Source organism: Mucilaginibacter sp. MD40, from assembly GCF_002288635.1.
Taxonomy (GTDB): Bacteria; Bacteroidota; Bacteroidia; order Sphingobacteriales; family Sphingobacteriaceae; genus Mucilaginibacter.
The window spans coordinates 2,149,771-2,164,178 of sequence record NZ_NRSW01000001.1; the positions used below are offsets into that span (position 1 = coordinate 2,149,771).

The 14,408-nt window shown below is 45.0% G+C and carries 12 protein-coding genes; 9 read left to right on the top strand and 3 right to left on the bottom strand.

Features of this window, described 5'->3' with window-relative positions; genetic code table 11:
- The first annotated feature begins 86 nt into the window (after positions 1-86).
- From clpX to CKK33_RS09750, 4 genes are all read left to right on the top strand, one after another.
- The gene (clpX, locus tag CKK33_RS09730) at positions 87-1,325 is read left to right on the top strand and encodes an ATP-dependent Clp protease ATP-binding subunit ClpX (protein WP_095703920.1); all 1,239 of its coding nucleotides are present in this window, start codon (positions 87-89) and stop codon (positions 1,323-1,325) included.
- Between the two features lie 137 nt (positions 1,326-1,462).
- Positions 1,463-2,323 (top strand): AMP nucleosidase, encoded by an 861-nt coding sequence (locus CKK33_RS09740; RefSeq protein ID WP_095703922.1) that lies wholly within the window; start codon positions 1,463-1,465, stop codon positions 2,321-2,323.
- Between the two features lie 46 nt (positions 2,324-2,369).
- Positions 2,370-3,206, top strand: a complete 837-nt coding sequence (locus CKK33_RS09745; RefSeq protein WP_095703923.1) for an SDR family oxidoreductase — start codon at positions 2,370-2,372, stop codon at positions 3,204-3,206.
- Between the two features lie 120 nt (positions 3,207-3,326).
- Entirely contained in the window at positions 3,327-4,688 is a 1,362-nt protein-coding gene (locus CKK33_RS09750) for a pyridoxal-phosphate dependent enzyme (protein ID WP_095703924.1), read from the top strand.
- Between the two features lie 87 nt (positions 4,689-4,775).
- On the opposite strand, the gene CKK33_RS09755 is transcribed toward CKK33_RS09750, so the two are convergent.
- Entirely contained in the window at positions 4,776-5,384 is a 609-nt protein-coding gene (locus CKK33_RS09755; protein WP_095703925.1) for a GIN domain-containing protein, read from the bottom strand.
- A gap of 341 nt (positions 5,385-5,725) precedes the next feature.
- Between CKK33_RS09755 and CKK33_RS09760 the strand changes: the two genes are divergently transcribed.
- Entirely contained in the window at positions 5,726-7,096 is a 1,371-nt protein-coding gene (locus tag CKK33_RS09760; protein ID WP_095703926.1) for a dipeptidase, read from the top strand.
- A 719-nt stretch (positions 7,097-7,815) separates the two neighbouring features.
- Here CKK33_RS09760 and CKK33_RS09765 read toward each other — a convergent pair.
- On the bottom strand, positions 7,816-8,922 hold the full coding sequence (locus tag CKK33_RS09765) for a mandelate racemase/muconate lactonizing enzyme family protein (RefSeq protein ID WP_095703927.1): 1,107 nt from the start codon (positions 8,920-8,922) through the stop codon (positions 7,816-7,818).
- A gap of 156 nt (positions 8,923-9,078) precedes the next feature.
- On the opposite strand from CKK33_RS09765, the gene CKK33_RS09770 reads away from it, so the two are divergent.
- The 4 genes from CKK33_RS09770 to CKK33_RS09785 all read left to right on the top strand — a co-directional run bounded on the left by CKK33_RS09770 (position 9,079) and on the right by CKK33_RS09785 (position 14,020).
- Positions 9,079-9,933, top strand: coding sequence for a hypothetical protein (locus CKK33_RS09770; protein WP_143822940.1), 855 nt, complete (start codon positions 9,079-9,081; stop codon positions 9,931-9,933).
- Between the two features lie 163 nt (positions 9,934-10,096).
- Positions 10,097-10,834 carry a DUF4290 domain-containing protein gene (locus tag CKK33_RS09775; RefSeq protein WP_095703929.1) on the top strand — a complete coding sequence of 246 codons (738 nt, stop codon included), beginning with the start codon at positions 10,097-10,099 and terminating at the stop codon, positions 10,832-10,834.
- A 153-nt stretch (positions 10,835-10,987) separates the two neighbouring features.
- Positions 10,988-12,295: a UDP-N-acetylglucosamine 1-carboxyvinyltransferase gene (gene murA, locus CKK33_RS09780; RefSeq protein ID WP_095703930.1), complete on the top strand. Its 1,308-nt coding sequence runs from the start codon at positions 10,988-10,990 to the stop codon at positions 12,293-12,295.
- Between the two features lie 168 nt (positions 12,296-12,463).
- Complete coding sequence (locus CKK33_RS09785) at positions 12,464-14,020, top strand: glycosyltransferase family 39 protein (protein WP_095703931.1); 1,557 nt, start codon at positions 12,464-12,466, stop codon at positions 14,018-14,020.
- Between the two features lie 50 nt (positions 14,021-14,070).
- Here CKK33_RS09785 and CKK33_RS09790 read toward each other — a convergent pair whose 3' ends face one another.
- Positions 14,071-14,403, bottom strand: coding sequence for a YbjQ family protein (locus tag CKK33_RS09790; protein ID WP_095703932.1), 333 nt, complete (start codon positions 14,401-14,403; stop codon positions 14,071-14,073).
- Between the last annotated feature and the right edge of the window lie 5 nt (positions 14,404-14,408).

The window sequence follows — 14,408 nt, forward strand, 5'->3', positions numbered from 1 at the left end:
ACAATTAGCGGTTGTAACCCTTTAACAGTAGCCGGGTTTGTAAACATCCGCTAATTGTTTATTTTTGATAAAAGAGGAATTTTAAAATGAATAAGAACAGCAAGGAGATCAGATGCTCGTTTTGTGGTGCAGGTAAACAGGATTCCCTGATGCTGATAGCCGGCCTTGACGCACACATTTGTGATAAATGTGTTGATCAGGCAAACGAGATATTGGCCGAGGAGCTAAAGGTGCGCAAAGTAAAAGCGTCGCCGGCGGTCCCTTCGGTACTGAAGCCTTCTGAAATAAAATCTCACCTGGACCAGTATATCATCGGTCAGGACGATGCCAAAAAAGTATTGTCGGTTGCGGTATATAACCACTACAAGCGCCTTAATCAGCGGGTAGATAAGGATGAGGTGGAGATAGAAAAATCGAACATTATTATGGTGGGCGAAACCGGTACGGGTAAAACCCTGCTGGCTAAAACGCTTGCCAAAGTATTGAATGTGCCTTTTTGCATATGCGATGCCACTGTACTTACTGAGGCGGGTTACGTAGGCGAGGACGTAGAGAGTATTCTTACCCGCCTTTTGCAGGCTGCGGATTATGATGTAAACTCTGCCGAACGCGGCATTGTATATATTGATGAGGTAGACAAGATCGCCCGTAAGAGTGATAACGCTTCCATCACCCGTGATGTAAGCGGCGAAGGGGTACAACAGGCCCTGTTAAAAATTCTGGAAGGTACCATGGTGAACGTACCACCACAAGGTGGCCGTAAACATCCCGACCAGAAAATGATCACCGTGAACACCAGTAATATCCTGTTTATTTGCGGCGGCGCTTTTGACAGTATCGAAAAAAAGATAGCCAGCAGGCTGCGCACTCAAACTGTAGGCTACAAGTTTAAACGCGACGATAGCGAGGTAGATCTGAAGAACCTGTACAAATACATTACCCCTCAGGACCTGAAATCATTTGGTTTAATACCTGAGCTGATAGGCCGCCTTCCGGTACTTACTTATTTGAACCCGCTGGACAGGGACGCGCTGCATAACATCCTTACAGAGCCTAAAAACTCGCTGCTTAAACAATACAAAAAGCTGTTTGAGTACGAAGGGGTTAAACTGGAGTTTGACTCGGAAGTGCTGGATTTTATTGTTGATAAGGCCATGGAGTTTAAATTGGGCGCCCGTGGCTTACGCTCTATATGCGAAGCGATCATGATTGATGCCATGTTTGAGATACCATCAAAGAAAGATGCCAAGCGCTTAAACATAACGCTCGACTATGCCCGTGAGAAGTTTGATAAGAGCGATCTTAAAAAGTTAAAGGTGGCTTAACAAATATATCACAGCAAATTGCTATATTTGCATACTCAAAAATACCAAGCACCCTGGCAATAGCCGGGGTTTGCTGTATAAAAACGTTTCGTTTTTTATAACCTGCGGCCGCCCGGCCGCCTAAAAATATATATCGTATGAACGAAGAATTAGATATCAAAAAAGAAGACAGCACCCCAGCTGTTAAAGCACCTAAAGAGGTGTCAACTCCCGTAAAGAGCGGGCTTAAAACAAAAGATGCTATTGTGGCTAACTGGCTGCCCCGCTATACCGGCAGGCCGCTTGACCAGTTTGGCGAATACATCATCCTAACCAATTTCTCCAAGTATTTACAATTATTCTCTGACTGGCATGATAACGCGCCTATTATGGGCCTGGATAAGCCCATGCAGAGCGTAACTGCTGATGGTATTACCATTATTAACTTTGGTATGGGCAGCTCGGTAGCAGCAACCGTAATGGACCTGTTAACGGCCATAAAACCTAAAGCGGTTATATTTTTGGGTAAATGCGGAGGCTTGAAAAAGAAGAACAACGTGGGCGACCTGATATTACCCATAGCGGCCATACGTGGTGAGGGTACATCAAACGATTACCTGCCTGCAGAAGTACCCGCTTTGCCGTCATTCGCGCTGCAAAAGGCTATTTCAACCACCATCCGCGATTACTCACGAGATTACTGGACCGGTACCTGCTACACCACCAACCGCCGCGTTTGGGAGCATGACAAGGAATTTAAAAAATACCTTAAACAGCTGCGCGCCATGGCTATTGATATGGAAACGGCTACCATTTTTACCACAGGTTTTGCCAATAAGATACCTACTGGTGCCTTGTTGTTGGTATCAGACCAGCCAATGATCCCGGAAGGAGTAAAGACCGCCGAAAGCGATTCAAGTGTAACCGAGAAATATGTGGAAACACACCTGCATGTTGGTATTGAGTCGTTAAAGCAATTAATAAACGGCGGCCTAACCGTTAAGCACCTTAAGTTTTAATTGCTAACTTAGATGCATTAGGTTAGCAGACCTTGCATTTAATAGCATGAATAATAATCTCCCCAATATAGTCGTTGTGATTGGCGCAGGCTCAATAGGCCAGGCCATCGCACGCCGGGTGGGGGCCGGTAAATACCTGTTACTGGCCGATCTTCGCCCTGAAAACGCCGAAGTCGCGGCAAAAACATTAAGTGAGGCCGGTTTTGAGGTAAGTACAACCGTAGTTGATGTTTCTTCCCGCCAATCAATAAAAGCGCTGATAGCTTTTGCTACCGGCATCGGCAATATAGTTGGTTTGATACATGCTGCTGGTGTTTCGCCCAGTCAGGCACCTGCGGAGGTAATATTGAAGGTCGACCTTTATGGTACAGCACTTATACTGGAAGAATTTGGTAATGTTATACAATCCGGCGGTTCAGGCGTTGTCATAGCCTCGCAATCAGGGCATAGGTTAAAGCCGTTATCTGTAGAAGAAAATAAACTATTGGCAATAACTCCAGCCGACGACCTTCTCGGTTTGGACATGCTGCAGCCGGATAAAATAACCGATCCCTTGATGGCCTATCAATACTCTAAACGTGGTAATTCCTTACGAGTTGCGGCCGAGGCTGTGAGGTGGGGTAAACGGGGCGCAAGAATTAATACCATAAGTCCTGGAATAATTATTACACCTTTAGCCAAAGATGAATTAAGCGGCCCACGTGGCGATGGTTACCGCAGGATGATAGCACTGAGCGCAGCCGGGCGACCGGGTACTGCGGACGAAGTAGCCGCCGTAGCGTCTCTGCTAATGGGGCCCGAAGGCACCTTTATTACAGGCAGCGACTTTCTGATGGATGGTGGCGTAACAGCAGCATACTGGTACGGTGAGCTTGCCTCTTAATAATCAATGCACATTTATTGACATTTCGTAAATGCTTAAATTGGGCTTCTGCCCAATAATTTTCCTAATTTTGTATACTATCCAATTAAATATACAGGATAAGTAGACAATTAGCGTAATATGTGGTATAACAACATACTGGAAACTATTGGCCACACGCCAATGGTAAAGCTCAATAAAATAGTAAAAGATATCCCGGCAACAGTTTTGGCCAAAATAGAAACCACCAACCCGGGTAACTCCATAAAAGACCGTATGGCCCTAAAAATGATTGAGGATGCCGAAAAAAGCGGTAAGCTTAAACCGGGCGGTACTATTATTGAAGGTACATCGGGCAATACCGGTATGGGGCTGGCCATTGCGGCGGTAATTAAAGGTTACAAATGTATCTTCACCAGTACCGATAAGCAATCAAAAGAAAAGTTTGATGCCCTGCGCGCTTTTGGCGCTGAGGTAATTGTTTGCCCCACCAACGTAGAACCGGAAGACCCAAGATCATATTATTCCGTATCATCACGCCTGGAGCGTGAGGTGCCCAACTCATGGAAACCTAACCAGTACGATAACCTGTCCAACTCACAGGCGCACTACGAGCAAACCGGCCCGGAGATTTGGGAGCAAACCGAAGGCAAAATTACCCACCTGGTGGTGGGTGTAGGTACAGGCGGTACCATATCAGGTACGGCACGTTACCTTAAAGAGCAAAACCCGAACATACAGGTATTGGGTATTGATACCTACGGTTCCGTATTTAAAAAATACAAGGAAACCGGCATATTTGATAAGGATGAGATATATCCTTACATCACCGAGGGTATAGGTGAAGACTTTTTACCGCAGAACGTAGACTTTAGCCTGATAGATTACTTTGAAAAAGTAAGCGATGAGGATGCCGCCCTCATGACGCGCGAAATTGCCCGTAAAGAAGGTATTTTCGCAGGTAACTCTACCGGTGCCGCTGTAGCGGGTACGCTGCAAATGAAAGACCGTTTTAAAGAAGGTGACGTAGTAGTGATCATTTTCCCAGACCACGGTACACGTTACCTGGGCAAAATGTATAACGATGACTGGCTGCGCGATCGTGGCTTCCTGAAAGATGGTAAGCTGACCGCAAAAGATATCATCGCCAAAAAAGAAAGCACGGAGATTATCACCATAGATTGCGAAAAAACTGTTCTGGAAGCTATTAACGTAATTAAATCGCTTAACATCAGTCAGATACCGGTTACCCAGCAGGGGATGGTCATTGGCAAGATCACGGAAAGTGACATCCTGGATTCGCTGATGGAAAACCCCGGCATTAAATCTCAGGCGGTTAAAAGCATATCTACCGCGCCATTCCCTTTTATTGATCTTAATACGTCTATTGATAAGATCTCCGGGATGATCAACAAGGACAACATCGCGGTTTTGGTTGAAGACGAGCAGGGGAAGATAGAGATCATTACGCAGTACGATATCATTAACGCGATATCTGCTTAAGCCTCTAATCCCACTAAAAATAAGAAAGCCATCCGTCAATCACGGATGGCTTTTCTGTTGATATATGTTGAACTTTAAAAGTGTTGCTTAGAGTACGGCTAATTCAGCATCATTAGCCTTTACAAATTTGTTGGTGATGGTTTTGTTAGCGTTACCGGCAACCAGGTTGGTTTGGTTTACGGTGGCAGACTGGTCGTGTTTCAGGTCATACTCATTCACCACACCGCTGATGTTGGCTTTAGCGCGGTCGTTCACGTTGATGCTGGCTTTAAAAGCATCCAGTTTAAGGTCGGCAGTAGCGTTGTTGTTCAGCGTAACGTTCAGGTCGATTTTTGAAAGGTCGCCGAATGATTTAACAGAAGCGTTATCATAAGCGGTTATGCTGCGCAGGTCATTAGCGGTAACCCAAACTACCAGTTTCTGGTCGGCATATGAAGAGATACGCAGTACGCCATTCTGGCTTTGTACCAAAGCGTTTTCCGCATAATATTTATTATAAACCTTTACCTGGTCGGCGCTGCCATCAGATACATACAGTTCTACATTTCCGTGCAGCTCAATTTTGTTGATCTTGCTTACATTAGTTAGGGTAGTGCTGTTTTCGTTGTTGTTGTTGTTATCGGTTGCAAAGGCGGTTGTTACGGTACCTACGGCTAAAGTTACGATAGTGGCTATGGTTAAAAATTGAGTTTTCATGACTTTTAATATTTTGATTGTGAGTATTTTAATTATTTCTTGTTGTTAATTACACTCATAAGACGATACCGCTTTAAAAACGTTACAGCGCTTTTAGCTCAAATAGATGTATGGGGCAATTGTGTCGGTAAACGGGTGTTTTGCATCGGTGAAAGCAGAGGAAATTTTTATGCGAAAGGAATGAAATCGCGAATGTTACGGTGTTTGAAGGTCTTTATACATCCATTTTTGCGGAAACCATTTATACTACACTGTAAACAGGTAAAGTAATTAATAACGGTAATGCTTGGTAGGTTATCGTAATCGCCGAATACACTATATTTGCTGCAAACCTTTTGTTTATGCAAACGATAAAGCAATATATAGATGATAACAAACAGCGCATGCTCGATGAACTTTTTGAGCTGCTGCGCTTCCCCTCTGTAAGTGCCGACCCTAAGTATGCACCTGAAGTATTAAAAACGGCCGATTATGTGGCACAAAAGCTACGCGATGCAGGTGCGGATAACGTGGAAGTTTGCCAAACCGCGGGTTACCCCATTGTGTATGGCGAAAAGCTGATCGATCCGTCAAAGCCTACGGTATTGGTATATGGGCATTATGATGTGCAGCCACCAGACCCATTAGAGCTGTGGCATACCCCACCGTTTGAACCTACCGTGCGTGATGGTAAAATTTACGCGCGTGGCGCCTGCGATGATAAGGGCCAGTTTTACATGCACGTAAAAGCTTTTGAGCTGATGATGCAAACCGACGGCCTGCCCTGCAACGTAAAGTTTATGATTGAAGGGGAGGAGGAAGTAGGCTCAAATAACCTCGGTTTATTTGTTAAAGCCAATAGAGAACGTTTAAAAGCTGATGTGGTATTGATATCTGATACTTCGATGATCAGCATGGAGCATCCGTCACTGGAAACCGGTTTGCGTGGCTTATCCTACCTGGAGGTAGAGGTAACCGGCCCTAACCGCGACCTGCACTCGGGTGTTTACGGCGGCGCGGTGGCTAACCCGGCAACTATCCTGGCCAAAATGATCGCCTCGTTGCATGACGAGAATAACCATATCACTATCCCCGGTTTTTATGATGATGTAATTGAACTAACACAGGCTGAACGCGACGCTCTGAATTCGGCCCCTTATAACGAAGACGAATATAAAAAGGACCTGGACGTACAGGAGCTTTGGGGAGAGAAGGGATACAGCACCTTTGAGCGCACCGGCACACGCCCAACGCTTGAAGTTAACGGCATATGGGGTGGTTATATTGGCGAAGGCGCCAAAACCGTTCTGCCGTCAAAAGCTAATGCTAAAATTTCCATGCGTTTGGTGCCTAACCAAACCAGCGAAAAAATTACGCAGTTATTTACAGATCATTTCCTGAAGATAGCGCCGCCATTCGTAAAGGTTAAAGTTACCCCGCACCACGGCGGCGAACCGGTGGTAACCCCAACCGACAGCGTGGCCTACCGCGCGGCGCAAAAGGCCATTGCAGAGGCTTTTGGCAAACAGCCTATCCCAACCCGTGGTGGCGGCAGCATACCAATTGTTGCTTTATTTGAAGCAGAATTAGGTATAAAAACGGTACTTATGGGTTTTGGCCTTGATAGCGATGCCCTGCATTCACCAAACGAGAAATACGATATATTCAACTACTACAAAGGGATTGAAACCATCCCGTTGTTTCATAAGTACTTTGCGGAGTTGAGTAAATAATATACTCCTAACAAAAGCGATGCGATATTTCGCATCGCTTTTTTTTACTTAAAAACATGTCATTGCGAGCACAGTGTGCAATCTCATAGATAGTTCTTCGTTAGGAATGGCAGTGTAGCAGTTGCTCGTTTGTGGATGTTACTTTCTTTTTTTCCGCAAAAAAGAAAGTAACCAAAGAAAAAACTCGCGACTTGGTAACGCGCTACAATGGTTGTGCTTTAGCAATGCCTGTACTATCCGCACGTTACACTATGTCGCAATTTCGGATGTGTTAGGTTCGTTGTTACACTGTATTCATCTTGTCATGCTGAGGAACGAAGCATCTGATCTACGACATGCACATCACGTACTTAGATTCTGAGCGAAAGCGAAGAATGACAAGGTGTTCTCTCCCGTCAGCAAAAAGCTTAGGGCAAAAGCGGCAGAAAATGATGGGTCTGTGCGGTTGAAAGGGCATTGTGAAATCTATTACAGAGCAATGGCCTTAGTGTATGGAGTAAGAGATTTTCAGCCCGTGGTTCTGTCCGCTTTGCCGGGCAAAGGCCTTGTGCGGCAGAGAAGCCTCTTTGCTGACTTGATTTTTTGGTTACTTTTTGATCAAGCAAAAAGTAACAGCCCTCCGCGGCTATTGAGCGGACTATCGTTAATTCTCAGCACAGCCTTATCATGTGGGATGCCGAAATAGATTCGGCGTTAGGTGCTCATTACAGCTTTATATGCTAAACAATAAACCTTTCACACCCTTCCAAAAACTCTTCATTCGCATCAGCCCCAATCCCCGGCGCATCGCTGATGTTGAGCTTGTAACCATCATAGGTTACGCCGCCAACGCAAGGGTCTTGCAGGTGACCTAACATACAGGTATCCATATCATAAAATTTGATGTTGGGGCTGTCATATACAAAGTGCAGTTTACAGCTTAGCGCAATACGACTTTCCAGCATGCCCCCCATCATACAAGGGATGTTATGTGCTGCTGCTACGTCATGTATCTTTTTCGCCTCATGTATACCGCCGGACTTGGCCATTTTTATATTGATGTAATGGCAACTTCCGCTGTCTATTTGCTTACGTGCGTCGTGGTGGTTGTATACGCTTTCGTCGGCCATTATTTTAACCGGCGACAGGCGCATCAGCGCGGGTAGCTTATCATCATACCAGGTGCGCATGGGCTGTTCGCAAAATTCTATGTCGTGCTCGGCTATGGCTTGCAGGGCAAAAACAGCCTCGTCGAAAGTCCAGCCCTGGTTGGCATCCACACGGATCTTCATATAAGCACCAACAGCTTCTCTGATGGCTTTTATTCGCTCGGTATCCGTTTGGGCATTTTTACCGAGTTTAACTTTCAATATTTTGGCGCCGTTTGCTTTAAATGCTGATGCCTGCCTGGCCATATCCTCCGGCGTGGATATACCAATGGTAATATCACTCTCTACCTCGCGCTTTTCGCCTCCCAGAAACTTGTATAAAGGCAAACCGGCATGTTTGGCCGCTATGTCATATAAAGCCATATCAAACGCGCTTTTAATAGTGGTATTGCCGGCGGTAAAGCTATGCAACTCCTGTAGCCTGGCCTCTATATCCAAAGCGTTTTTACCTTTCCATAACTGCGCGAAATCTTTTGCCATCACCAGGCAAGTATCCTGCGTTTCGCCAACGATCATGGGGAAGGCCGAGCATTCGCCCACACCATAAAAACCGGCATTGGTATGCACACGGATAAAAACATTTTGCGCGTGGGCCATAGTGCCGGTAGCTATAGTAAAGGGTACCATAGGTATGCAAAAGCGATAAATATCTACAGCGGTAATGGTGGGGTGGGTCATGCTTATACAGTGTGTATTGCCCCTAATTTCACAATTTATTCTTTTAAAACAGTAATAATTAAGTTTTCACTGTTTTTAAATTGTAATGACTTGTGTAAGTTAGCGTAGGTGAAACCTGCCCTGCTTAACAGCCTTAAACCGTACAACATCATTATCATGAATAAACTATTTTTATTGGTACTCTTGTTTTTGTGTGCCTGCCGGCATCCGGCCGAAAAAGTATCTTACCCAACCCGCGATTACCTGGTAGTGGGCAAAATGATGGATACTATTAAACCGCCTTACATTGTTGATGCCTCGGCGGGTAAAAAGCATGTGGTGTTAATAGGTTGCGATCATAACCGCGATCCGAAGCATCCGCAGTTCGCTTTAATTGAACAATATTTTAAAAAGCTTAAACCCCAGATCGCCTTTAATGAGGGCGGCCAGCTGGCCGATACTTCTATCAGCAGTTTCCGGGATGGTATAATTAAGCATGGGGAGAGCGGGGCATTAAAATACCTGAGCGATCGGTCGCATATAAAAATGATGGATGGCGACATGGCCGACAGCGCGGAGTTTGGCGCCATGCTGAAGAAGTATCCAAAAGATAAGCTGTTCTTGTACTATGTGATGGAAAGGATGGTTATCCCTTATGTTAATGGTGCTTATGGCAAAATTCCTTTTGAAGCCTTTTATACAAAATCGGTAAAGCCCTGGTTTGTAGAGCCAGGTTTTCCACTTAATTTCCAGGAACAACGTTACGGTTACTTTACCAACCTTTATCGTAAATATGTAGGCACTGATTTTAAGCCTGTTATCACTAATGATATTGAGCGGTTTGATTACCTGAATAGCAACTGCGAGTTTTGTGCTATAGGCAGGGCATCTAAAATGGTGCGCGATAGTACGCTGCTCAGTAAAATAGATAAGGCTTTAAATACAAACGACCGGATCATGATAACTTTTGGCCAGGGCCATGCACTTGCCATTGAACCCGCATTAAGCCAAATAGTAGCCAAACACCATTAAAAAGAATTATAGCTTGTAGGCGAATTTGCATCTCAACACATTTACTGTATATTTGCGTTACTACAAAGTATTCCATTTTAGTTCTCCGGTTTCCGCTTTCAGTCTGTGAAACCGTCCATGAGCTAAAAAACATTTCACGAACTTATTTAATAGAAAAATATACATGGCATTAACCAATTTGCCTGGTCCGTTTGATTATAACTCAACCAGGAGCAAACTTTTACTTACAGAATACGGCCGCAATGTGCAAAACATGGTGAAATACATTGTTGCGCTGCCAACCAAAGAAGAACGTAACCGCTACGCGCAGGTCGTTATCGACCTGATGGGTTTCCTTAACCCTCACCTGCGTGATGTGGCCGATTTTAAACACAAACTTTGGGACCACCTGCACATTATCTCCGGCTTCCAGTTAGATGTTGATTCGCCGTACCCAAAACCAACGGAAGAGGCTATACATATTAAACCGGAGCCTTTAAAATATCCCAACCAGCGCATCAGGTCCCGCCATTATGGTAAAACCATTGAGCTGATGATACAAAAGGCTAAAACCATTGAGGAACCCGAGCGTAAGCGCCACATGGTACAAGCCATAGCCAACTTCATGAAAATGGCTTACGTGCAGTGGAATAAGGATTCTGTTGCAGATGAGATCATCCTGAATGATCTATACTCGTTATCAAACGGCGAACTAAAATTGGAAGAGAACGTTAACCTTAATAAGGTAGAGTTCCGTACCAATAACAACAATAATAACAATAACAACAATCGCGGCCGTCAGAACAATCAAAATAACCGCGGCGGTGGCGCTGGTGGCGGTCGCCAGAACAATAACAACCAAAACCGTAACAACAACCAAAATAACCGCAACCGCAATAACGGAGGAGCGAAAAAATATTAATTGAACATGTGTTCATAGTTAATGGTTCATAGATCGTAGAAATGAGCCAGACTGCCTGCGGCATTGCAATTATTTTATAATCTTTGCGAGGTACTGATGTTTCGGCTTTCTGATCCGAACAATGAACTATGAACCATCAACCATTAACTAAAGATGAAGAACGCATTTGAAATACAGGGCGGTAAGAAGCTTAAGGGCGAAATTATTCCCCAGGGAGCTAAAAACGAAGCCTTACAAATCATATCTGCCGTATTATTAACCGGCGAAAAAATGACCATCAGCAACATCCCTGACATACAGGATGTGAATAAACTGATAGAGCTTTTAGGCGACATGGGTGTTGAGGTGAACCGCATTTCGCGCGATACTGCCACCTTTGAAGCAAAGGAAATTGACCAGGACTTTTTTAACTCTGAAGCCTTTAAAACCAAAGGTGGCGGCCTCCGAGGATCCATCATGATCCTTGGCCCGCTGTTGGCGCGTTTCGGCAGTGCATCTATCCCAAAACCGGGGGGCGATAAAATTGGCCGCCGCAGGTTAGATACCCACTTCCTGGGTTTTGAGAAACTGGGCGCCCGCTTTGATTTTAATCCCGAGAACGGTTTTTACAACGTAGATGCTTCAAACCTGCAGGGTACTTACATCTTGTTAGATGAGGCATCTGTTACCGGTACGGCTAACATTGTAATGGCTGCTGTACTGGCCAAGGGTACTACTACCATCTATAATGCCGCCTGCGAACCGTACCTGCAGCAGTTATGTAAAATGCTTAACCGCATGGGCGCAAAAATTAGCGGTATCGGCTCAAACCTGTTAACCATAGAGGGGGTAACCGAATTACATGGTACCGAACACCGTATGCTACCGGATATGATCGAGATTGGTTCTTTCATCGGTTTGGCCGCTATGACGGGTTCAGAGATCACCATTAAAGATGTACACTATGACGAATTAGGTATGATACCTGACGTTTTCAAACGCCTGGGTATTCAACTGGAGCGCCGTGGCGACGATATCTACATCCCATCGCAAGACCATTACGAGATAGATACCTTTATTGATGGCTCGCTGCTTACCGTGGCCGATGCGCCATGGCCTGGCTTTACGCCGGATTTGTTAAGTATCGTATTAGTAGTCGCTACGCAAGCAAAAGGTTCCGTATTGATTCATCAGAAAATGTTTGAAAGCCGCTTATTTTTTGTGGACAAGCTGCTGGATATGGGAGCGAACATTATCCTTTGCGATCCGCACCGTGCTACCGTTATTGGTTTGGATAAGCAAATTCAATTGCGTGGTATTTCCATGACCTCGCCGGATATCCGTGCAGGTGTATCGTTATTGATCGCCGCGCTATCGGCACAAGGGCAGTCGACCATCTACAATATCGAACAAATTGAACGCGGCTACCAGAATATCGACGAGCGCCTGCGTGCGCTCGGCGCGGATATTAAACGCGTTTAAATTGAGCTTAAAGCTAAAAGGCGAAAGGTTAAAGGTTTCTTTAATTTTTCGCCTTTTGATTTTCATAATTCCCGCAGAATTGATCCAGAATCTTTTACCTTTTACCTTTCGCCTTTCACCGTTAACAGCTTTTTACTACATTTATAGCTTCCAGTACAACTAACTGAGATGTCTTACAAAAACCGGAAATCCTCGTACTTCCCGTTTATCCTCATATTTGTAGCCCTTAAGGTTACCCTTAACCTCTTTGCCATAAAAAATTTCGGCTTTCACCGTGATGAATTGCTGCATCTCGTGCTGGGCGATCACCTGGACTGGGGTTATAAAGAAGTACCGCCATTTATTGCCTTATTGGCTAAAATTACGCTAAGTGTGTTCGGCGACTCTGTATTTGCGGCCCGCATCTTCTCAACGCTTGCCAGCGGATTGATCATCTGGCTAACCGGGTTAATTACGGTTGAGCTTGGCGGTAAGCGTTTTGCCATTACCGTGGCATGTTTGGCGCTTATTTTTTCTCCCGCGTTTGCTGCCAGCGGTTATTTATTCCAGCCTGTTGTTTTCGATCAGCTTTGGTGGGTGCTTACCGTTTGGCTTTTCTGCAAATACCTCAACACTGCCGATGTGCGCTACCTCTACTGGCTCGGCGCTGCCGTAGGCTTGGGTATGCTTACTAAATATACCATGGCTTTCTTTACCGGTTCGCTTATTATAGGTGTGCTCATTAGCCGGGAGCGGAAGCTGCTTTTTAACCGCCATGTATTGTACGCGGCATTGGTCGCCATAGTGATATTTTTACCGAACATAATATGGCAGTTCGTGCATCATTTGCCGGTAATTACGCACATGAAAGAGCTACGCGAAACCCAATTGGACTATGTACATCCGCTTGATTTTATTGAGCAACAGTTACTGGTAAATGGCACCGCATTATTTGTGTGGCTAAGTGGTTTTATCGCATTGTTTGTATCGTTCAGGTTGCGCAGGTTCAGGTTTATGGCGATAGCCTATATCCTTATTTTCTTGTTTTTGCTGGAAATGAACGGTAAAAGCTATTACATATTTGGTGCCTACCCGATGCTTTTTGCCACAGGAGGTTTCGCGTTAGAGCGTGTTTTAAAGCGAAAAGCCTACCTGTTAAGGAGCCTGGCGCTGGTTATTGTAGTTATCCCTAACATACTGTTGCTGCCTTTGGTATTACCCATACTATCATTACAGGATACGGTTAGTTTTATCAAACGTAAAACAGAGCGTCTTCCTTTCCTTAAATTTATTGTTACCTGGGAAGATCAGAAACAACACCCCCTAACACAGGATTATGCCGATATGCTGGGTTGGGATGAGATGGCCAGGAAAGCCGCTGATGCTTATCACAACCTAACTCCCGAGCAGCAAAAGAACACACAATTATTTGCTGATAATTATGGCGAAGCTGGAGCCCTGCATCATTACCGGAAAATTTATGGCCTGCCGGATGTAGCTTCCCTCAACAGCAGTTTTCAATTATGGGCACCGGATAACCTTAATGCTAAATACATTATTTACGTTGACGATGATGATAATGTGGAGCGCCGCTTAAGTCCGTTGGTTGGCAGCTATAAATTGGTTGGGCAGGTGCAAACACCACTTGCCCGCGAACATGGTGTAAGGATCTATCTTATTACTGCCCCCTCGACAAAATTGAACGAGATCTATCGTGCCGAACTGGCCAAAAAACGCCTGCAATAAAAAAGGGATGTGCTGTAAGCCATCCCTTTTTTATTATTTGGTTAGCGGTTTTATTCGCTTTTTTCAACCACTACAGCTGTGCCATAGGCCAATACCTCGGTAATGCCCTGCATTACCTCGTTGGCATCATAACGCATGTTGATGATGGCGTTAGCGCCAAGTGCCTGCGCATGCTGTATCAACAGGTGGTAAGCCTCTTCGCGGGCGTTCTCGCATAGCTCCACGTAAACAGAAAGCCTGCCGCCAAATAAGGATTGTATACCGCCGGCAAAGTTACCTACAACACTGCGGCTGCGTACGGTAATGCCACGTACAACGCCAAGGTGTTTAACAACTTTGTAGCCTTCCAAACCGGTGCTGGTAGTAATAAGTGAGGTGTCCATTTTAT

What these genes read in the sequence shown, in the direction of transcription:
- CKK33_RS09770 (WP_143822940.1), top strand. Translation starts at nt 9,079, where the DNA reads ATGAATAAACTATTTTTATTGGTACTCTTGTTTTTGTGTGCCTGCCGG.
- CKK33_RS09750 (WP_095703924.1), top strand. Translation starts at nt 3,327, where the DNA reads ATGTGGTATAACAACATACTGGAAACTATTGGCCACACGCCAATGGTA.
- CKK33_RS09775 (WP_095703929.1), top strand. Translation starts at nt 10,097, where the DNA reads ATGGCATTAACCAATTTGCCTGGTCCGTTTGATTATAACTCAACCAGG.
- CKK33_RS09745 (WP_095703923.1), top strand. Translation starts at nt 2,370, where the DNA reads ATGAATAATAATCTCCCCAATATAGTCGTTGTGATTGGCGCAGGCTCA.
- CKK33_RS09790 (WP_095703932.1), bottom strand. Translation starts at nt 14,403, where the DNA reads ATGGACACCTCACTTATTACTACCAGCACCGGTTTGGAAGGCTACAAA.
- CKK33_RS09755 (WP_095703925.1), bottom strand. Translation starts at nt 5,384, where the DNA reads ATGAAAACTCAATTTTTAACCATAGCCACTATCGTAACTTTAGCCGTA.
- CKK33_RS09765 (WP_095703927.1), bottom strand. Translation starts at nt 8,922, where the DNA reads ATGACCCACCCCACCATTACCGCTGTAGATATTTATCGCTTTTGCATA.
- CKK33_RS09740 (WP_095703922.1), top strand. Translation starts at nt 1,463, where the DNA reads ATGAACGAAGAATTAGATATCAAAAAAGAAGACAGCACCCCAGCTGTT.
- CKK33_RS09760 (WP_095703926.1), top strand. Translation starts at nt 5,726, where the DNA reads ATGCAAACGATAAAGCAATATATAGATGATAACAAACAGCGCATGCTC.
- CKK33_RS09785 (WP_095703931.1), top strand. Translation starts at nt 12,464, where the DNA reads ATGTCTTACAAAAACCGGAAATCCTCGTACTTCCCGTTTATCCTCATA.
- murA (WP_095703930.1), top strand. Translation starts at nt 10,988, where the DNA reads ATGAAGAACGCATTTGAAATACAGGGCGGTAAGAAGCTTAAGGGCGAA.
- clpX (WP_095703920.1), top strand. Translation starts at nt 87, where the DNA reads ATGAATAAGAACAGCAAGGAGATCAGATGCTCGTTTTGTGGTGCAGGT.